This window comes from Pseudoalteromonas caenipelagi, from assembly GCF_013140855.1.
Taxonomy (GTDB): Bacteria; Pseudomonadota; Gammaproteobacteria; order Enterobacterales; family Alteromonadaceae; genus Pseudoalteromonas; species Pseudoalteromonas caenipelagi.
Genome location: NZ_JABBPG010000005.1, coordinates 147,476 through 168,046, shown reverse-complemented (window position 1 = coordinate 168,046; position 20,571 = coordinate 147,476). Strand labels below are relative to the sequence as shown.

Genomic DNA, 20,571 nt, shown 5'->3' with positions numbered 1-20,571 from the left:
CTATTTAGGCGGGACATCTTTTTGTGCGGATGATACACTTTCGCACACTTAAAAAACTCTCTCTGCCATGTACCGGTGTTTTTGTATGCGGCAGGCATTTTTGGGTGCGGATACTCAAAAGAGTACAGTCCCGTTCGAATAATAGTTAAGGTAATAACATGAGCAACGAAATCAAAACTCAAGTTGTTGTACTAGGCGGTGGTCCTGGTGGTTACTCAGCAGCATTCCGTGCTGCGGATTTAGGTTTAGAAGTTACACTTATCGAATCTCGCAATACCCTAGGTGGTGTGTGCTTGAACGTAGGTTGTATCCCTTCAAAAGCACTTCTTCACGTTGCTAAAGTAATTGATGATGCAGCTGAAATGTCATCTCACGGTGTAACATTTGGCGCACCACAAATTGACTTAGACAAAATTCGTTTTTGGAAAGAGTCTGTAATTGGTCAACTTACTGGCGGCCTAGACGGCATGGCTAAAATGCGTAAAGTAAAAGTAGTTAACGGCTACGGTAAATTTACAGGCGCTAACACCATTGCAGTTGAAGGTGAGTCAGGTACGACTACAGTTACTTTTGATAACGCTATTATCGCAGCGGGCTCTCAGCCAGTTAACTTACCTTTCATCCCACAAGATGACCGTGTAATTGATTCAACTGGCGCGCTTGAGCTTAAAGACGTACCAGAAAAACTACTTGTACTAGGTGGTGGTATCATCGGTCTTGAGATGGGTACTGTGTACCGTGCACTAGGTTCACAAATTGACGTTGTTGAATTTGCAGATCAGCTAGTACCAGCTGCTGATAAAGACGTTATTAAAATTTACCAACGTTACGTAAAAGATAAGTTCAACGTAATGCTTTCTACTAAAGTTGTTGCAGTTGAAGCAAAAGACGACGGCCTATATGTAACATTTGAAGGCAAAAAAGCACCAGCTGAACCGGTGCGTTATGACAAAGTATTGGTTGCTGTTGGCCGTACGCCAAACGGTAAACTGCTTGATGCTGACAAAGCTGGTATCAATGTTGACGAGCGTGGCTTCATCAACACTGATAAGCAAATGAAGACCAACGTTGACCACATCTTCGCCATTGGTGACATCGTAGGTCAGCCTATGCTTGCACACAAGGCTGTGCATGAAGGTCACGTAGCTGCTGAAGTTATCTCAGGTAAGAAACACTTCTTTGATCCTAAGTGCATTCCTTCAATCGCTTACACAGACCCTGAAATTGCATGGGTAGGTGTAACTGAAAAAGAAGCGAAAGAGCAGGGCCTTAGCATTGAAACTGCTGTATTCCCATGGGCTGCATCTGGTCGTGCAATCGCTTCAGCACGTACTGAAGGTCAAACTAAGCTTATTTTTGATAAAGACTCAGGCCGTGTTATCGGTGGTGCTATGGTTGGTATCAACGCGGGTGAAATGCTAGGTGAAATCGGCCTTGCAGTTGAAATGGGCGCTGATGGTGAAGATTTAGCGCTGACTATTCACGCTCACCCAACATTGAACGAGTCAATCGGTCTAGCGGCGGAAATCTTTGAAGGCTCAATCACTGACTTACCAAACAAAAAAGCAGTGAAGAAAAAGTAATTATTTACTTGTATTCAATACTAAAAAACCCAGCGATTGCTGGGTTTTTTGTATTTACAAGATCGCTTATCGTCATTCTTAACTTGTTTCAGAGTTAAACAGTGAAAGCTTAAAATACGTAGTGATAAGCTAAGCCAACATGGTTACCATCAATGCTTGGTGCATCTCGCACACTGGCTGACTCGTTGACATTGATACCCCAAACTTTGCCCACGCTTATTCTGTCTGCATCGTACGAAATTTTAACGACACGTGCTTCTAGCCAGCCGTTATGGTTTTCAAATTGGTAGCCTAGAGAAGCAACTACACCTGCAGTATTTTTGAAAGAAAGACTACTATTGGTGTTGTTCATATCCATGTCTAACTCACTGTTTAGATGGTAAATAATACCAACACCTGCTTTAAACGAGTCATTTAGCTTGTAATATGGAATTACATCCAACGCCCAACGCGAGAAGGTAATGTCTGCGTTGTTCGCATTATCAGAATCAAAATGGTAGCCCAAGTTTGATTGTAATGACCACTTGTTATTGAACTGGTAGTTTAAACCAGCACCTAAATTAATTGCGCCACCCGCACGAATATCTTGATTAGAGCGACCTTCATATTGAATTTCTATCAGCTTATCACCACCATGCGTAAAACCAACATACATAGAAAAGTTAAGTGGTGTAACATTTTCCTGGTTAGCTGGTGCTTCTGACGCGATGGCTTGTGCACTAGCAAGTGCAGCCACAACAAAGGCGATCTTTTTAAGTTTCATTGTTTATTTTTTCCAAATAGTTAGAGGCGCTGTATTTTAATGGGAACAAAGTGGAATGCAATGGCACAGCCTAAAGTTTGGTGGCTATTCTGTAAATAAGCGTAACGAGCGTGTTTTTAAATTTTATTTTGCTGTGATATGTGCTTCGCAATAAAACAAAAGCTCAGTAACAATATTAATAACATGGCATTGGCGAGAGCGGCAGAGCACATGCAGTACAGTGCTAGGCAGGTAGTATCCGAGTGTGATCAGAAGAAAGCCAAGCAATTTACTTACAGCGATAGACTTCAAAATATAGATAAACAAGTGATAAAATTATTCAGTTCGTACGAGAGCATCCGCATAAGCTGCTGACTAGCTTGTTCGTTGAACATCCAGCATTCTCAATATTGACGATACCGATGGCTTGAGAATAACACTCGACAATAAGAATATCCTTCATCTGCGTCCATCTGGGAATGCGCCTGAACTTAGATGTTATGCTGAAAGCTCTAGCTTGAATAAAGCCAAATTGCTGGTGAAAAACACTTTGGCTAAGCTAGCTTCTTTGGATTTAAAACCGTTATATCAGAGTAGCTAAACGCAATCCCTTAACTTTCAAGGCTTTCGAGATCTATATTGCACTAGCTCATAGTCAAGCTCGTCGGGGTAAACGATTAAACCATCTTGTTCGGGGACTGGGAATACAGCAATAGCCAACTCGTCATCGGCTAAACCATCAGTCCACTTAGCGTGCCATTTTTTAAGACTAATTGACAAGGGCTGACAATCTTGCCAATCACCAGTAGCCCATAGCTGGGCAAACTCTTTATTCGGCCAAATTGGCACACAATCTTCGCTGTCTGTGTTAAGCATTACGCAGCCGTGCTCATCGGTCAAAATCCAGATTAGTTCATTTTTGGTTACTTCTTTGATTAAATACTTATAGCGTTGTTCATTATCGTTGTGTAGCAACGCTTTAATTCTATCGGGATTAATTGGTGTATCCATAAATTATCCGTGGTTATTCACGCCAAGAGGTGGTTAGCCCATATTAGCGTAAGTTTTTTCTATATAATACAGCCTTGCAATCACCCAAAGGATCTTTATGGATATACTCTTTGATAAAACTCATGCCGAGCTTTTTCATTATGGCTATGGATGCTAGGTTATCAGGTAATGCTGTGGCGCTGAATGAAAGGGTTGTAGGGTTAGACGTTAAGGTGTGCGCTATGTGATTAGCCGCTTCACTCGCATAGCCTTTCCCCCAAGTACATTGTTTAAAACGCCATCCTAGTTCCAAGTCACTATCGTCACGTTCATTATTAAAAAAGCCCATAGGACGCACCAGTATCCAACCAATAAATTGCTCGGTTTCGGTAATGTTAACCTGCCATAAACCCCACCCTTGTTCTGCGTTAGTGAAAGCTTTGAGGCGTGGAATAAACGTATTGCAGATATCGTCCATAGTATTTGGGGTTCCGCCATTGATATATTTCATTACAGCAGGGTCTTGGTCTAGTTCAAAAAGTAAGTGAGCGTCGTTTTCATCCATCAGGCGATAGCTTAAACGTTCTGAATTAGCGAGAGTCATTTTTTCTCCGTTACTGTTTTTAAGTGTGAATTTTATTACAATACGCACCCAGTTTAATTGAGGGTGTTCAGTGAACAATTCCGTATTGGCATTACGCCAACAGCAAATAGCCGCTGCAAAGCGTGAATACAAGGCCAGAGGGTCGAAGCTAAACCGTTGTGAAGCATGTTTGTTAGCGCAAAGCCTATGTATCTGCGATGGTATTAATGTGGCAGAAGATTGTCAAAGCGCAGTGTGCTTATTAATGTATCATAATGAAAGTTTTAAGCCATCCAATACTGGGCGGTTAATTGCAGATATTATTCCTGATAATCATGCGTTTAGATGGGATAGAACCGAACCTGATAAAGCACTCATAGCGCTGTTGAACAACCCGATTTATCAACCTATAGTGGTGTTTCCTGCGGAAAATGTTGAGCCTGAGCGAATTATTACACATGTTACCAAGATGCCAAGTAAAGTGCCTTTGTATCTCTTTTTAGATGGGACTTGGCGAGAAGCTAAAAAAATGTTCCGAAAAAGCCCTTATTTGGATCAGTTACCTGTGCTTTCTGTATCGCCAGAGTCTTTATCTGATTACAAGCTGCGTGTTGCACCTCATGCACATCAGCTCGGGACTGCGGAAGTCGCATGTGTTGTGTTAGAACAGAATGGGGAACTTCAAGCTGCACAAAGGTTAACTCAGCATTTCATCGATTTTAGAGATGCGTACCTTAAAGGGAAGCGAAAAAAAGGATAGTATTCTAAAGACAAAGAAAGAAGCGCGACTCAATGAGTCGCGCTGACGGAATCTTTTATAGCATCCTGCTATGTTGAATTATCAACTCCTAAAACGTCCTGTTCCTTGGTTTTCGCTTGGCGTTCTGTTGGTGCGAAATCTAGCATCCTGCTAATGTCCTATTCCTCCATGTTGCTCCGTGCGCTCCTTCCATTGAAAACAGCTTCCAGCTGTATCTCCGTACCAAATTCCTTTTGAATCCATTTGAGCTCTGTGGCTCTAATCCTAATTATGTTCATTCCTAGAACATAATTTTCCTCAGTGCTTCCTGCACGTTGATGTGCTATTCCTTAGCTAATCCATAATGCGTCAATGCATGAATAAGACGTCCAATTTGTGCCTATTCTAATACACTATCCATTGTGCTTCCTTTAGCTATCCATTGCGCCTACATTCTAGTAGGAAGTGTCTGTATTCCATTTAATCAGCTTGCTAAAACCGATGTCATCCTGAACTTGTTTTAAAGTATAGAGCAATCGGGATGCTAAAAAAGCGACTAAAATGCTTATTAATTTACTCGAAAAGAAAGGTGATGATGTAAAGTCTTTATATTACAGTTGCTTATGGGTTTTTTGGTGGTATAAACAGCAGTCAGTTCCTTTATATCCCTGTGCTTGGTGAGAGATATCTCACATATAAATTCTACTCTTTCGCGTTTGTAAGCAAAGATGCTGATGATTAGTATTTGCTTTGGGGTGTATAATGCAATGATAAAGGTTAGAATTGCCCGAATAAGAATAAACGTAAAATTGGAGCTAGATTATGAAGCGATTACTCGCTGCTGTGTGTGCCTCGTTACTATGTACCCCCGCTATTGCTGATGAAGAAGTAAATATTTACTCTTTCCGACAACCATTTCTAATTCAACCAATTTTAGATAAGTTCACTGCCCAAACTGGCGTTAAAACCAATGTGGTTTTTGCTAAAAAGGGTTTAATCGAGCGAGTTAAACGAGAAGGTAAACATAGTCGAGCCGATTTAGTGTTAACGTCCAATTTTAGTTCACTTATTCAATTAGAAGAGCTAGAGCTTACCCAACCTATAAAGAGTGAAAAAGTAAATAATAATATTCCATCTGCATTTAGAGATCCGCAGGGGGAGTGGGTTGCTTTAACTAAAAGGGTTCGTAATGTCTATTCATCAAAAGAGCGCTTAGGTAAACTCAACGCGCTAACTTATGAAGAACTGGCTGATCCTAAATATCAGGGAAAAATTTGCACGCGTTCAGGCAAGCACCCATATAACTTAGGTCTTGTTGCTTCCATGGTTGCACATCATGGTGAAGAAGATACCAAAAAATGGTTATTAGGCGTCAAAGCAAATCTGGCTCGTAAGCCACAAGGCAACGACCGTGCGCAAGTTAAAGCGGTAAAAGAAGGGCTGTGTGATTTAGCGCTGGGTAACAGTTATTACTTTGGCAAAATGCTAACAGATGACAAGCAAAAAGCTTGGGCTGAATCTGTTTATATTAACTTCCCTAATCAAAAAGATCGTGGTTCTCACCTAAACGTATCTGGTGTCGTGATGACTCGATACGCTAAGAATGCTGATAACGCGCTTAAATTAATTGAGTTTATGAGCAGCGGTGAAGCACAAAACATGTATGCATCAGTGAACATGGAATACCCAGTAAAGCCTGGAGTGAAGTTATCTCCACTTGTGGCATCTTGGGGGGACTTCAAAGAAGACAGCTTAGGGCTTGCCGAGATTGCTAAATATCGTCCGGTGGCACTTAAATTAATTGATGAAGTAAAATTCGATCTGTAATTTAAGGGGCTGATGTTTGTCTAGATGGCAGCTGGCTGCTTGGTCGATAGGTGTATGCCTATCGGCACCGCTGGCCTTTTTAATTTTTGAGTCACTACAAGGTCACTCGGAGGTGTTTTCACATCTTTGGGAAACCGTTCTGTGGGATTATATTAGCAATACCTTGCTATTAATTTTAGGCGTCTTGGTGCTAAGTTGCATCATCGCGCTTCCGCTTGGTTGGTTAGCCGCATATTGTCAGTTTCCGGGCAAGCGTTTTTTTGAGTGGGCGTTAATGTTACCACTGGCCATGCCAACTTATATCATTGCTTATATTTACACCGATTTACTTGATTATGCAGGGCCCGTGCAAGTTAAGTTAAGAACTTGGTTTGATTGGCAGTCTCCCAATGATTATTGGTTTTTTGATATACGTACTTTACCTGGGGCTGCGGTAATGATTGCGTTGGTGCTTTACCCATATTTGTATTTGATATTTAAAACCGCTTTACGTGAGCAATCATTTAAACTGATCCAAGCCAGTCAGCTAATGGGACAAAGTCCGGTACAAAGCTTTTTCAAAGTGAGTTTACCAATGGCCCGTGGCGCTGTGGTGGCTGCCTTGGCTTTAATAAGCATGGAAACGATGGCTGATTTTGCCACCGTTCACTATTTTGCAGTCAGTACGCTTACCACTGCGGTTTATGATACTTGGTTAGGCTATTATTCGCTGACGGCTGCGGCGAAAATATCAGGCATAATGTTATTGTTTTTGTTTATCTCGTTAGCTTTAGAGCGAGTGAGCAGAAAAAGCACTGTTGTCCATGAGCGTCAAACCAGTATTAATGACGAGGTTCTTTATACGCTTAGTGGCAAATCAGCCTGGTTTGCAACACTCTATTGTATCTTGGTGTTGTTATTTGCTTTTGCATTGCCTGTTGGTGTTTTATTTGGTTATGCCATTGATTATTTTGAGCAAGCTTGGAGCAGTGAATTTTTCGTATATGCTTGGCACAGCTTAAAGATTGCTTTGTGGGTTAGTGCAATAGCTGTGGTGATGAGTTTAATCGTTGTTTTTTACCAACGAATTGGCGAGCATAATGGTAAATATATCCCAGGTAAATTTGCCAGCGCTGGATATGCGTTACCTGGAACCGTACTTGCCATCGCGGTCCTTTTACCTCTGACTTTACTTGATAATAAACTTAATGAGTGGTTTGCACAGAGCAGTTTTGAGCCTGGTTTACTGCTAAGTGGTAGTATTTTTGCGATGATATTTGCTTATATTGTACGTTTTTATGCAATTGCCCACGGTGCTGTTGAAGCAAGCTATGTGCGCATTAGTCCATCATTGGATATGGCAAGTCAAAGCATGGGAAAAAACCTTTTACAAACCTTAAGCTTAGTGCATTTTCCAATGTTACGACGGGGCATATTAACTGCTGCACTTTTGGTTTTTATTGAATGTATGAAGGAACTACCAGCAGCCTTACTATTGCGGCCATTTAATTACGAAACGTTAGCAACACATGTATTTCAATACGTGAGTGACGAGCAGTTGGAGCTGGCTTCTATTTCTGCACTGTTTATTGTTATGGTCGGTTTGATCCCGTTATATATTGTCAATCGTTCAATGGAACAGCATAGCCAATGAGTAGTCTCATCCTAGAAAAAGTATCGTATCAATATCAACAACAAAAAGTGATCAGTGAACTTGATCTTACGGTTGCGCATAATGAGATCGTCTGTCTTCTAGGCGCGAGCGGCTGTGGAAAAACGACAACATTAAAAGCCATTGCGGGCTTAATTAAGCCGCAACATGGGCGAATTGTTATCCATGGCCAATGTATGAATAACGGGCAACTATTTGTGCAGCCACAGCATCGCAATATTGGTATGATGTTTCAAGATTACGCCTTATTCCCGCATTTAAATGTGACTCAGAATATTGCATTTGGTTTATCAAGGTTGAACAAGCGCGAACGTCACACACGCGTGGCTCAAATGATTGAACTTGTCAGGCTTGAGGGCTTAGAAAAACGTTTCCCGCACGAGCTATCTGGAGGACAGCAGCAACGCGTCGCGATTGCCAGAGCTTTGGCTTACAAACCGAACTTATTGTTGCTGGATGAACCATTTTCTAACATTGATACTCAGGTGCGTTTTCAGTTAATAAATGACATTCGTAGTATTATTAAAGATCAACAAGTCTCTGCAATTTTCGTTAGTCATTCAAAAGATGAAGCATTTGCGTTTGCAGATAAGCTGGCCATTATGCACAAGGGGAAAATTGCACAACTAGATAGCGCTCAGGCATTATTTCAAAAACCAAGCTCCAAAGCGGTTGCAGAGTTTTTAGGTCGCGGGATCTATCTTGATGCTAATCGACTAAATGGTCAAAGTGTTAGCACTAAGTTTGGCAAGGTGGGGTCGGTGATAGCCTTGCCCGATAGTGAAGATAAAGGACAAATTTATGTGCGTCCGCAGCATTTAGAGCTAATTAACTCACCCACTGGTAAAGTGGAAATTTTACAACAAAGGTTCATTGGCACGGATTACGTCTATCATATAAAGGTGGATGATCAACAACTTGAAGTTCCTGCACCTGCCGAGCAATTATTAGATACAACTAAACCTGTCTCTTTAAAAATTAAGGCACATGCGGTAAATTTCTTTTCTTAACACCAGATGAATAAAAGGAACGAGCATGGCGCAAGCACAATCAGGGGTCTGTGCTGAAGCAAACCTACACGGGCTGCATCTATTTTTTAATGTATTAGAAGGTCAAGATGAAGCCGTTCGTGCTGCGCTAGCCAATTGTGAACGTTTGCAAAATGAATTGAGCGACCGTTTTTCTGAATCTATGGTATCAAGTTTCGTTGCCATAGGTGCGCAGTATTGGCCTCATATTTACCCTGAGTTTATTCCGGAACAACTTAAGAGCTTTCCTAATGTAACTAGCTCTGAGCATGTTATTCATTCTCAGCCGTTCGATCTTTTATATGTTATCCGCTCTGATAGAGAAGATGTTAACTACTTATTTGCCCAAAGTGTTTTGCATATGCTGGCGCCCAGTGTTGAATTAGTTGCACACGTAAGAGGATTTCGGTTTTTAGATGGACGTGACTTCAACGGTTTTGTTTATGGCGCAAATGCGCCTCATGGGCGTTTTAAGCGTCAAGTAGCGCTGATAAATAACCCTCAAAAATTAGACGATCAAGGTAGTTACTTACATGTTATGCGAGTGAAGTTTGATATCGATGCTTGGCAGCGCTTGCCGTTGGCAGAGCAAGAGCAAATTATGGGGCGTACGCGTTTAGATAATACTTTGCTTGAACCATCTCAACCTGATAGCCATGCAACATTAACAGAGTTAACTGATGAACATGGGCTGGCATTGCTGCTAGATCAAAGCATGCCTTTTGGTGATGTATTTGAGCAGGGAAGTCTGTGGTTAAGCTGCTCAGCAAGTGGCTCTGCATTTGAACAGGTGCTTACGTCTAGACTAGGTAATACGCAGTGTTACGATCCATTGTTAGATTACAGTCAAGCTGATATGGGAGCCGCTTTTTTTGCGCCTTCTGTGCAGTTTTTAAATGATATGGCAAAACTGTGTGAGGGGTAGGAGTGAGCAAACTCGTTTGCTCACTCAAATAAACTTAAACGTTATCAAATAGTGTTTTAACGCGCTCTAGTGTTGCGTCAATTTCTGATACTTTTGCAGGTGCGATGAATATCGTATCATCTCCAGCTATCGTGCCTAATACACCATCGGCTGTGCCCAGCGAGTCAAGTAAACGTGCTATTAACTGAGCAGCCCCTGGGCTGGTACGAATAATGATCATCATTTCGTTATGCATAATATCTATAACCAGCTGACGTAAAGGGCTTTTAGCTGTTGGCACGCCCATTTCTGCAGGTAAGCAATAGACCATTTCTTGTTTGGCATTTCGGGTTCTTACTGCCCCAAACTTGCTTAGCATTCGAGATACTTTACTTTGACTGACATTATCAAACCCTTGCTCTTTTAGGGCTTCAACAATTTCGCCTTGAGAACCAAAGTTTTCCTCTTTTAGCAGAGCTTTAAATGCCTTGATTAAAGCTTCTTGTTTTTCTTGTGGTTGCATAACGTTTCATTTCTTTTTAAAGCTGTTTGTTGGATTTTACACAAAACTAGCTAGTTACCCAAATTTTCGCATTTAATGTGATTGCTTATCTTTAGTACAAGGTGAGATTTGGTTATCGTAAACGCCAGAGTGTGTAAAGCTTTACAACTATAGTCGAAAAAATCATGAAAATAACTCGGATTAATTTGTTTTTAGCGGCGCTTTTCATTATCTTTACAGCTCATTCAATTCCACCTTCAAATTATGGAGAATTCACATGAAAGTTGCTGTATTAGGTGCCGCTGGCGGTATCGGTCAAGCTTTATCACTTTTACTAAAAAATGGCTTGCCTGCAGGCTCTGAGCTAGCACTATACGATGTTGCACCAGTTGTTCCTGGTGTAGCGGTTGACCTTTCTCACATTCCAACTGCAGTTAAAGTTGCAGGTTTTGGTGCAGATGATTTAGACGCAGCGTTAGTTGGCGCTGATATCGTACTTATTCCAGCAGGTATGCCTCGTAAGCCAGGTATGGACCGTGCGGACCTATTTAACGTAAACGCTGGTATCATCAAAACGTTGGCTGAAGGTATTGTTAGAAACTGTCCTAAAGCGCTAGTGGGCGTTATCACCAACCCAGTTAACGGTACTGTACCAATCGTAGCTGAAGTATTCAAAAAAGCAGGCACTTATGAAGCTTCACGTGTATTTGGTGTAACAACACTTGATGTGATTCGTTCAGAGGCATTTATTGCAGAGCTTAAAGGTGTAGACGTGTCTGAAGTGAAAGTACCAGTAATTGGTGGTCACTCAGGTACAACTATCTTACCTCTACTTTCTCAAGTTCCTGGTGTAACTTTCACTGATGAAGAAGTGGCAGCATTAACTCCACGCATTCAAAACGCTGGTACTGAAGTAGTAAATGCTAAAGCGGGTGGTGGTTCTGCGACACTTTCAATGGGTGCTGCAGCTGCACGCTTCTGCTTCTCTTTAGTTAAAGGTCTACAAGGCGAGAGCAACGTAGTAGATTACGCATACGTTGCTGTAGAGAACGGCGATGCGCCTTACTTTGCACATCCTGTGCGCCTAGGCCTTAACGGTGTTGAAGAAATCCTACCTTACGGCGAGTTAAGCGCATTCGAGCAAAAAGCCAAAGAAGATATGCTTGAAACCTTGAAAAAAGACATCCAAGAAGGTGTTGACTTCATGGCAAAATAAGCCATTTAGAATTGAAAAGCCCGCAGCTTGCGGGCTTTTTTGTGGGTATAAAAAAGGCCTCAACTGAGACCTTTTAAATAAACTTTTAAATTAGTTGTTATTCATCGCTAATCTTAACTCTCTATTACGCTCTAGTCGCGTGAGTAAGTCTTTGGCGACAGGTTTAAATGCCAATAACTCATCCTTTGGTAAAGACTCAGACTTGGGCAGCTCTACGGTTTTTGGATTACGGTGTACGCCATTTACTAAAAACTCATAGTGTAAGTGAGCGCCTGTTACGCGACCTGTAGCGCCCACAGTACCTATCTTTTGACCTTGCTTCACTTTTTGGCCTGTTTTAACCATACGTTTGTTTAAGTGTAGATACTTAGTAACGTACTTACTGCCATGCTGAATAAAGACGTAGTTACCGTTTAGTCGGTTGTAACTTGATTTAATAACCTTACCGTTACCAGAGGCAACAACAGGCGTACCTGTGCGCGCTGAATAATCAATACCTCTGTGCGCTGTAACTCTGCCAGTTACAGGGTGTTTACGACGAGGGTTAAAGCTAGAGCTAATATATTTAAAGTTAACCGGTGCGCGTAAAAACGCTTTTTTCATGCTGCGTCCTTCAGGCGTATAAAAATTGCCATCAGTATGACGAATCGCGCTATAGCGCTCACCTTGGTTGATAAATTCTGCAGCGATAATTTTGCCAGTGCCAATTTCTTCACCATCTACAAAGTGAGACTCATAAATGATAGAAAAGCTATCTCCTTTACGAATGTCGTTAGCAAAGTCGACGTCCCAGCCGAAGATGTCTGCAAAGTTCATGATTTGGCGCTCAGACAGGCCTGATGTGATCCCTGCAGTCCAAAAGCTCGATGAGATCTCGCCGCCAGCAGATTTAGCGACCGTTTCAATTTCTTTGCTTTGGATAGCGGTATCGTAGGTATCGTCTTGGTTGAGTGTGACGAACAGCGTATCTGTTTTAGATAGTACGTATTTAAGTTGTACTAGTTTGCCGTGTTGATCTTTTGCAAAGCTCAACACTTCACCTGGGTGAATTTTAGTAAGCTTACGCGTTTCTTCGTTGGTATTAACCAACTGATGTAATGTTTGCGCAGAAAATCCCGCTCTTTTAAAAATAATAGCGAGGTTGTCACCAGCTTTCACTTCATGATCAATAAAATTATATTCAACTTTTTTAGTATCATGAGGAGTGTCAGCGGCATTTAGTTCAGTTAGATGTTCTGCTTTTTCACTAACTTTTACAGGTAACTCGTATCGTTTACCTACTTCTAATGCATTTTTATCATGATCTTTAGATGCCGTTGCTTTTTCTGAAGGCCATAGGGCAACGATCACCATTAATGAGATGAGACTAATAATAAGCAGTTTGTGTTTTTTAGGGAGCTTATACACCACGTGAACCATAAGGCGCCTTTTCTGCTGTCAAGATTTTTACTGATAATATTGCAGGATATACGCAATAAAGCTGCAATACCAGTATTTTGTGCATTTAAACTCGCTCCAATATAGGCTAGAATCGGGCGATAAACTGAATATTTGGAGCGATGAATGGTGGACTTTGAAACTGCATTTGCAGAGATAAAACGCGGTGCAGAAGAAATTCTTATAGAAGATGACTTAAAAGAAAAACTCAAATCAGGTAAAAAGCTCAAGATTAAAGCGGGTTTTGATCCAACAGCGCCTGACTTGCATTTAGGTCACACTGTTCTGATTAATAAGTTAAAGACATTTCAGGATTTAGGTCATGAGGTTATTTTCTTAATTGGTGATTTTACCGGTATGATAGGTGACCCAACGGGGAAAAATGTGACGCGTAAGCCTCTTACTAAAGAGGACGTTCTCGCAAACGCTGAAACCTATAAAGAACAAGTATTTAAAATTCTTGACCCCGCTAAAACAACGGTCGCCTTTAACTCTACTTGGATGGAAAAACTAGGCAGTGCAGGGATGATAAAGCTAGCAGCACGTCAAACTGTAGCACGTATGCTCGAACGTGATGATTTTAAAAAGCGTTATGCAGGCGGACAATCAATCGCGATTCATGAATTTTTGTATCCACTAGTTCAAGGTTGGGACTCAGTGGCGCTAGAGGCGGATGTTGAGCTTGGTGGTACAGATCAGCGCTTTAATCTTCTTATGGGCCGAGAGTTACAAAAAGAAGAAGGGCAAAAGCCACAAACTGTATTAATGATGCCACTGCTTGAAGGTACAGACGGTGTGCAAAAAATGTCGAAATCGTTGGGCAATTATATCGGTATTACAGATGCACCTAACGATATGTTTGGTAAGGTAATGTCTATCTCGGATGATTTAATGTGGCGTTATTACGAGCTTTTAAGTGCGCTTTCTTTAGAACAAATTGCTGCATTGAAAGCGCAAGTTGCTGACGGTCGTAACCCTCGAGATATCAAGATTGAGTTTGCAAAAGAAATGATTGCTCGTTTTCATAGTGCACAGGATGCTGAAGCAGCACATCAAGACTTTATTAAGCGTTTCCAGAAAAATGCTCTGCCTGATGATATTCCAGAAGTTAGCATCACCATTGATGAGCCGACAACGTTCATCACAAACCTGCTTAAAGATGCGGGCTTAGTAGCGAGTACCTCTGAAGCGATCCGTATGATCAAACAAGGTGCAGTGAAGCTTAATGGTGAAGAAAAAGTTACTGATAGTAAGCTGGTCGTTGAGAAAGGTAGTACTGCTATTTATCAAGTTGGTAAGCGAAAGTTTGCGAAGGTAACGGTTAACTAACGAGTCTGAAATCGCAATATATCATTTAGCCAGCGCAAGTCGCTGGCTTTTTACTTTATGAGACTAACCTTTTAAAAATGTTGCACTTAGTGCATAAGTTAGCCAGCAAAGCGCGAGTACTAAAAAGAAAAAGACTCTGATGCGACTCAGCAGATTAAGCAATGAATCAATATCATTGGGTTCTGGATGGCGTTCGATGCCTAATCTCATCTTCTCATAACGCTCGCCAAGATAGAAACACGGGCCACCAAGTTGTACTTTCAGATTTGCAGCAAACAATGACAAAACCCAACCACTATTTTTTTGATAAAAATATCGAGCATAGTGTTTTAGGTAATGCATCACCTTTTTTACCTGTAACGGCATCGCAATCAACAAAACAAATGTTCGTATAGGGAGCCACTCAATAATATAAATGGTGCTTTTCAAGGCACTCATGAATCGACTATTTGGTTTTATCTCGGTACGCCATGCGTGGTCACATAGCAATAAAAGCTTATAGCTTAAAGCGGCCAGTGGGCCTAGCAATATGTAGAATATGATGATCATATAATAATGCCTAACGGTTGTTAGGCTGGTGCTATCTATACAGGCTTTGCTAATGCCTACGCTTGATAATTTGTCTACATCTCTGGCAACGATATTACTAAGTAACTGCCTCGCTGTGGATTTTTGTCCTTGTTTGAGCAAGGTGGCGATGCGTTTAGCACGAGTGGTTACTCTTGTATCTAAGCATAAATACAGCACAATTCCTCCTAACCAGTTGGGGTAGTAGGCAAATTGAGCAATGGCAAAACACAAAATGATGACGGTTAAAGAAGGTAACAAAAACGCAAGTGTGCCACTTAAATGTTGATACCCTGCAGGTGCACTGCTTTTATAGACGCGTTTAGCTATCGCTTTAAAAACTAAAGATAAGATGGTGTTAGGATGATAGCTATTAAGCAGCGGAACTGAATGTGCAGCAACGAGGGATAAAACAAAGATGAGCAAGCCCTGTTGGGCTTGCATAAACTCTAAAAGCATATTACAGCTTCGTGTCTACTAACTTTTCAAGTAGTGCAGTGACTAATTTTGAAGAGTTAACAGAAGCAACCTCTAAGTATTCTTCAAAAGATTGCGGAGATTCTTTACCCGCGATATCCGATAAAGAACGAATAACAACGAACGGAGTATCAAGTACATGACAAGCTTGCGCGATTGCGGCTCCTTCCATTTCAACTGCGAGCATGGTTGGAAAGTCTGTGCGCGCTTTTTCGATACGAACAGGGTCACACATAAATGAATCACCAGTACAAATTAAGCCAGTCATTGTTTGTGTACCAACAAGGCTAGCAACACTTTGCTTTGCAGCTTCAATTAATGTTGGGTGTGCTTTAAACCCAGCAGGCATTTGTGGTACTTGTCCAATTTCGTAGCCAAATGCAGTTACATCAACATCATGATGTTTTACTTCATCTGAAATAACCACATCACCGACATTTAAGCTCGGCTCAAAACCACCAGCAGAACCGGTATTGATCACACAATCTGGTTCAAAATTATCAATTAATAGGGTTGTGGCAATTGTAGCCGCGACTTTACCAATGCCAGATTGTACAAGTGTTACAGTGTGGCCAGCCAATTCACCGGTGTAAAAAGTAAATCCACCTTTAGTGAGTTGTTGTTTGTTTTGAATTGCCTCACGCAGGATCGCAACTTCAGGCTCCATTGCGCCAATAATACCGATTTTCATGATATAAATTCCTAAAAAAACTTGCACAGTAGTATACCTGAGCAAACCACAAATGCGAGTTTCATTCTTTATATTTGGATATATAAAAAGCAGGCAAAAGCCTGCTTTTTATCAAAAACATAATCGTTATATTTCTGCCAGCTCTGTCGAATGTGCTTTGGCTTGAGACGGTGAAAGTACCGCTGGTTTTTCTGTGCGGTTGCGGCTGCGTACAGGTGTTTTAGCAGTTTTCCCGAGTTTAAAAAGAATAGCACTACGTACTTCAGATGATTTGTAGCCTGCTTTTACTTTCATTCTAATGTGGGGGATCCCAGCAGATTCAAGCGCTCCGCTTACAAACCAATCGCGCTGTGCCTTGTGGCCGCTTTTATTGGCGTTATTTACTAAATCAACTGCTGCCATGATTTTTAAGGTATCTTTATCAACAAGCACATAGTCTAGCTGCTTATTTTTGGCTTTGATTAATGCCGCCCTACGAGCTTTATCTGACAAACCTGGCTTACATTCAATTAAGTCTATTAGCTTTACACGACTTACTATTTTGAATCTATCACCCACCGCTCTTTCTAATAAAGTAAGAAACGATGCCTCTACATTACTAAAAACAGACTCTTTTTTGTTAAATGGATAAGGGTTTCCGCCTGCGTCGGTATACTTAGCTGCAACAACAGAGGCTATGACCACCAGAGCTAATATTGATAATAAAGCAAATTCCATAAAACACTCCAACGACAATTTGACAATTTACAGTTATGTAAGCAAGTGTCGTGCCCGTTTGGAGTGTTCTTTGGATTATTTTATACTTGATAACCTTGAGCTAAGCCTTTTACCGCGTAAGCGACAGCATCATGCGCATGTAATGACTCATAGTGGTTTATTTTAATGTAATAATCTTGATAGTGCGACACTTCAAATAATGCCTTAAGTTTTCTTGCCGCGTCTTCACAAAACATTAAGTTTTGTCCGTTTAATCGAGCAAACTCTTGTTCGTCTTCACGTTTCACAGCCGCTTGTACGGGAGTTTTGAGTTCATTCTCAGTACTATTAATGAGTGCTAAAATGTCAAACTCTTGACTATCCGACGGTAACTTCACTTTGATGTTGGCTACACTGCGTTGAGAGTGCGGGGTTGCCACAATACCTTGTGTGCTTCCTAGCCAATCGTGCACTTGTTCAAAGTTCAGTTGCTGTTGCGCAAACTGCTCAGTAAATGCTTGTTGAATAAGTTGTCTCGCTAAGGCGGCAGAGCAAGGACAAGTAGACGAGTAGGTAATGTCGACGGAAACTTCTAGTTGGTAGTGGTTGTTTATTAAACTAGCCGTAATCGTCACGGGGTAACTTTTCCAACCTTGTTTACCACTTAATAAGGAAGGACGACGTAGTGGTAATTCAAAAGACAGTACAACTTTAGCTGCATTACTCAAATCTTGATGGCTGGCTATAAAGCTTTCTAATACCTGCTTGAGTGTCGTTGGGGTGAGCGTTTGCTCGCACGACAAGGTATCTAAAGCTAAAAATAAGCGAGACATATGAATGCCTTTGGCTTGCTCGTTGTACAAGTTTACAAAAGCGTCAGCTTTGGCTATGACTGTGGTGTCGGATAATCCTTTACTAGAAAATAACAGGGGTAACTCAATGTTGCCCATACCGACCCAATCTAAAGTTCCGGTTTGCAAGGCTTCAGCTGTGTCAGCAATATCTGGCATTATGGTTTGCATCTAAACCCTCATAGTCACGACAATTAAAAGCGGGCATATTACACTATAATCGGACGAGTTGCCCCTATAAGAATTGCTTAAACATGACAGAAATAAGTATTTTGTGCATAAGTTATTACAGTCTTAATTGCGTCAGTATTAACAAAAAGGATTATTCGCATCTTGGTGTTGCTTGCGTATAATGTGCGGATAAATTGGGTATATGGTTACTATGACAGAATCTTCTTTTGGCCCTTGGGCTCGTGTATTAGCAAATTTAGTCAGTAAATACGGTGCAAAGCCTGCCAGCTTTATGTGCTATTTTTTCATATTGTTAGTCGCACTCATCTTATCTTGTATGTTTTATTATGTTGCGCTGGGTGAAATAAAAATAGTTGATGTACTGGCGGTAATGTTTTTTTCCGCAGTGACTTCTCCAGTGCTTATATCGATTATGATCCGCTCAATACACCAACTGGAAGACTCGAAAAGCTATCTAGAGTCAGCAACACAGCAAGAAAAGCTCCTTAACCAAACATTAAAAGATAATATCAATCGCCTAAATAATGAGATTGATGAACGTAAAATGGCATTGCATGCAAAACATCGAGCCATTGAAGAGCTACGTAAAGAAATAGCAGAAAGAAAGAAAACCCAGCAAGAACTCGCACAACAAGGCATGCTATTACGTTCTATCGTTGACTCATCACCTGACTTATTTTACTACCGTGATGAAAATGGGGTATTTGCCGGGTGTAATAAAATGTTTGAACTTGTCATTGGTAAACCTAGTGAGGAACTCATTGGTCGCTCAGTAGAGCAAATATACCCTCAAAGCTACTTACCAGAAGTATTACGCACAGATACAGAAGTTTCAGCCACACACAAGCCAATCACGTTAGATGTTGAATATCCTGTCAATGATGAAAATCGCTGGTTTGAAATGCGTAAGCTTCCTTTTATTAATGATGATGGTAAGTACATTGGTTTATTAGCGTTTGGTCGAGATATTACAAGTCGTAAAGAAGCAGAGCAGGCATTAGAGACTGCTTATAAAGATAAAGGTAAATTCATTGCGACCTTAAGCCACGAGCTACGTACTCCCTTGAATGGTATCGTTGGTCTAACACGTATGCTGTTGGATACCGAGTTGTCTCAACAACAAAAAAGTTGGTGTAACACGATTTTTTCTAGCGCCGAAACGCTTGGAAATATTTTTAACGACATTATCGATTTAGATAAAATTGATCGTGAGCAGTTAGATATTGCAACTGATAGCATTAATGTTTCAGACTTTATTAATGACGTAGTGAATTTTGCTGGCTTGATAGCTGATCAAAAAGGACTTGAGTTTACTATTAACCGTTCAGGCGTTTTGGATGTTTATGCATTGTTAGATCCTACACGTTTGAGGCAAGTACTTTGGAACTTAATTAATAATGCAGTTAAATTTACTCACCGAGGAAGTGTAACGCTCAAGTGTAAACGGGAAAACCGAGAGTCAGGGCCTTGGCTTAATATTAGTATCATCGATACAGGTGTTGGTATCCCGAGCGATCAACAAGAACGCATTTTTGATATGTATTACAAAGCACCTGATTTGACCGGAGCGAATGCGATAGGTTCGGGGATCGGTTTGGCTGTTACCAAAGCGCTCGTGCACGCAATGAAGGGGAGTATTCGAGTTAGTAGCATGCAAGGGCAGGGAAGTCGCTTTGATGTGGAAATTCCTTTGACCTTGTGTAGTGCGCCAAAACAGCAGAGTTACGCTGGGCGTAGCCTATATATTTTGCTGGTGGAAGATGTGCCATTAAATGCTGAGATTGCGACTAACTTATTGGAGCAGCGCGGGCATGAAGTAATATGGGCTGAAACTGGTGAGGACGCGCTGTCTTTAGTTGCTACTGAGGATGATTTAGATCTGATCCTGCTAGATATGCAGCTACCTGATATTAATGGCGATCAAGTTGCCAGAGAAATTCGTGCTGATAGTCATTTTGATGATCTGCCTATTGTCGCACTAACAGCAAACGTGCGTAGTGCTGAGCAAGAATTAGAAGGTATTAGTATTCAAGGGGCTTTAGCTAAGCCGATAAATACAACCCGACTAGATAAAATGCTAGCAGAGTTATTTGGAATAGATGCCAAACAGGCGGGAGCAAAAGAGTTTCTCGAAGGAGTCACTTTTAGTGAGCAACAGCGGCACGAGTTAGATATAGATACCATCACCGATTTCATTGACTCTATGGGGGGAGAAGCTTTTGAACGCAGTGTTACTTTATTTAAAACGCTCAACCCGAGGTATTGCTCTGAACTTCGTCAATCTTTAGACAACGATGATATTGATGAATATGCCTCTGTAGCGCATAAGCTTAAAGGAGCGGCAGGATCAGTTGGATTACATCAAGTACAGTTGCATACGAAAAAAATGGAATTGGAAGCGCATCAAAACAGCGGTGAGATTTTGACTCAGTGGATCAATGAGCTAGAAATCAAGATAGCGGATGGCATCATTTTGTTGGAGCAAACTTTAGCGCTGCTAGGGATAAAGAATAAAGGTAAATAAAATAAGGGGCTATGCGCCCCTTATTCAATAATTGCAAAACTC

19 protein-coding genes are annotated in these 20,571 nt (G+C 41.2%); 10 read left to right on the top strand and 9 right to left on the bottom strand.

Going from position 1 to position 20,571, the window contains the following annotated elements; all coding sequences use genetic code 11:
* Positions 1-158 precede the first annotated feature (158 nt).
* On the top strand, positions 159-1,583 hold the full coding sequence (gene lpdA / locus HG263_RS13435; protein ID WP_171626595.1) for a dihydrolipoyl dehydrogenase: 1,425 nt from the start codon (positions 159-161) through the stop codon (positions 1,581-1,583).
* 109 nt (positions 1,584-1,692) lie between these two features.
* Here the strand turns inward: lpdA and HG263_RS13430 are convergent, their stop codons facing one another.
* Positions 1,693-2,346 (bottom strand): transporter, encoded by a 654-nt coding sequence (locus HG263_RS13430; protein WP_171626594.1) that lies wholly within the window; start codon positions 2,344-2,346, stop codon positions 1,693-1,695.
* A 379-nt stretch (positions 2,347-2,725) separates the two neighbouring features.
* On the opposite strand from HG263_RS13430, the gene HG263_RS13425 reads away from it, so the two are divergent.
* Positions 2,726-2,926, top strand: coding sequence for a hypothetical protein (locus HG263_RS13425; RefSeq protein WP_171626721.1), 201 nt, complete (start codon positions 2,726-2,728; stop codon positions 2,924-2,926).
* A gap of 17 nt (positions 2,927-2,943) precedes the next feature.
* Here HG263_RS13425 and HG263_RS13420 read toward each other — a convergent pair whose 3' ends face one another.
* Together HG263_RS13420 and HG263_RS13415 are read right to left on the bottom strand one after the other, a co-directional pair.
* Positions 2,944-3,336: a DUF2750 domain-containing protein gene (locus HG263_RS13420; protein WP_171626593.1), complete on the bottom strand. Its 393-nt coding sequence runs from the start codon at positions 3,334-3,336 to the stop codon at positions 2,944-2,946.
* 43 nt (positions 3,337-3,379) lie between these two features.
* On the bottom strand, positions 3,380-3,919 hold the full coding sequence (locus HG263_RS13415; RefSeq protein WP_171626592.1) for a GNAT family N-acetyltransferase: 540 nt from the start codon (positions 3,917-3,919) through the stop codon (positions 3,380-3,382).
* Positions 3,920-3,989: 70 nt separating this feature from the next.
* Here HG263_RS13415 and HG263_RS13410 point away from each other — a divergent pair, with 70 nt between their 5' ends.
* The 5 genes from HG263_RS13410 to HG263_RS13390 all read left to right on the top strand — a co-directional run bounded on the left by HG263_RS13410 (position 3,990) and on the right by HG263_RS13390 (position 10,068).
* Positions 3,990-4,658, top strand: coding sequence for a DTW domain-containing protein (locus HG263_RS13410; RefSeq protein ID WP_171626591.1), 669 nt, complete (start codon positions 3,990-3,992; stop codon positions 4,656-4,658).
* Between the two features lie 801 nt (positions 4,659-5,459).
* Positions 5,460-6,464 carry a Fe(3+) ABC transporter substrate-binding protein gene (locus HG263_RS13405; RefSeq protein ID WP_171626590.1) on the top strand — a complete coding sequence of 335 codons (1,005 nt, stop codon included), beginning with the start codon at positions 5,460-5,462 and terminating at the stop codon, positions 6,462-6,464.
* Positions 6,465-6,480: 16 nt separating this feature from the next.
* Positions 6,481-8,097, top strand: coding sequence for an ABC transporter permease (locus HG263_RS13400; RefSeq protein ID WP_171626589.1), 1,617 nt, complete (start codon positions 6,481-6,483; stop codon positions 8,095-8,097).
* Positions 8,094-9,125, top strand: a complete 1,032-nt coding sequence (locus tag HG263_RS13395; protein WP_171626588.1) for an ABC transporter ATP-binding protein — start codon at positions 8,094-8,096, stop codon at positions 9,123-9,125. Before HG263_RS13400 ends, HG263_RS13395 begins: the two co-directional genes overlap by 4 nt.
* 25 nt (positions 9,126-9,150) lie before the next feature.
* Complete coding sequence (locus tag HG263_RS13390) at positions 9,151-10,068, top strand: Dyp-type peroxidase (RefSeq protein ID WP_171626587.1); 918 nt, start codon at positions 9,151-9,153, stop codon at positions 10,066-10,068.
* A gap of 34 nt (positions 10,069-10,102) precedes the next feature.
* On the opposite strand, the gene argR is transcribed toward HG263_RS13390, so the two are convergent.
* Entirely contained in the window at positions 10,103-10,570 is a 468-nt protein-coding gene (gene argR, locus HG263_RS13385) for a transcriptional regulator ArgR (protein WP_171626586.1), read from the bottom strand.
* A 256-nt stretch (positions 10,571-10,826) separates the two neighbouring features.
* Between argR and mdh the strand changes: the two genes are divergently transcribed.
* Positions 10,827-11,765, top strand: coding sequence for a malate dehydrogenase (gene mdh / locus HG263_RS13380; RefSeq protein WP_171626585.1), 939 nt, complete (start codon positions 10,827-10,829; stop codon positions 11,763-11,765).
* A gap of 90 nt (positions 11,766-11,855) precedes the next feature.
* On the opposite strand, the gene HG263_RS13375 is transcribed toward mdh, so the two are convergent.
* Positions 11,856-13,184 (bottom strand): peptidoglycan DD-metalloendopeptidase family protein, encoded by a 1,329-nt coding sequence (locus tag HG263_RS13375; RefSeq protein WP_171626584.1) that lies wholly within the window; start codon positions 13,182-13,184, stop codon positions 11,856-11,858.
* Positions 13,185-13,331: 147 nt separating this feature from the next.
* On the opposite strand from HG263_RS13375, the gene tyrS reads away from it, so the two are divergent.
* Positions 13,332-14,531: a tyrosine--tRNA ligase gene (gene tyrS / locus HG263_RS13370; RefSeq protein ID WP_171626720.1), complete on the top strand. Its 1,200-nt coding sequence runs from the start codon at positions 13,332-13,334 to the stop codon at positions 14,529-14,531.
* Positions 14,532-14,594: 63 nt separating this feature from the next.
* On the opposite strand, the gene HG263_RS13365 is transcribed toward tyrS, so the two are convergent.
* From HG263_RS13365 to folE2, 4 genes are all read right to left on the bottom strand, one after another.
* The gene (locus tag HG263_RS13365; RefSeq protein WP_246239964.1) at positions 14,595-15,557 is read right to left on the bottom strand and encodes a cobalamin biosynthesis protein CobD/CbiB; all 963 of its coding nucleotides are present in this window, start codon (positions 15,555-15,557) and stop codon (positions 14,595-14,597) included.
* A 1-nt stretch (position 15,558) separates the two neighbouring features.
* Entirely contained in the window at positions 15,559-16,266 is a 708-nt protein-coding gene (gene mtnN / locus HG263_RS13360; RefSeq protein ID WP_171626583.1) for a 5'-methylthioadenosine/S-adenosylhomocysteine nucleosidase, read from the bottom strand.
* Positions 16,267-16,392: 126 nt separating this feature from the next.
* Positions 16,393-16,983: a DUF2726 domain-containing protein gene (locus HG263_RS13355; protein WP_171626582.1), complete on the bottom strand. Its 591-nt coding sequence runs from the start codon at positions 16,981-16,983 to the stop codon at positions 16,393-16,395.
* Positions 16,984-17,063: 80 nt separating this feature from the next.
* Positions 17,064-17,984: a GTP cyclohydrolase FolE2 gene (gene folE2, locus HG263_RS13350; protein WP_171626581.1), complete on the bottom strand. Its 921-nt coding sequence runs from the start codon at positions 17,982-17,984 to the stop codon at positions 17,064-17,066.
* Between the two features lie 211 nt (positions 17,985-18,195).
* Here folE2 and arcB point away from each other — a divergent pair, with 211 nt between their 5' ends.
* Entirely contained in the window at positions 18,196-20,529 is a 2,334-nt protein-coding gene (gene arcB, locus HG263_RS13345) for an aerobic respiration two-component sensor histidine kinase ArcB (protein ID WP_171626580.1), read from the top strand.
* The last annotated feature ends 42 nt before the right edge of the window (positions 20,530-20,571 follow it).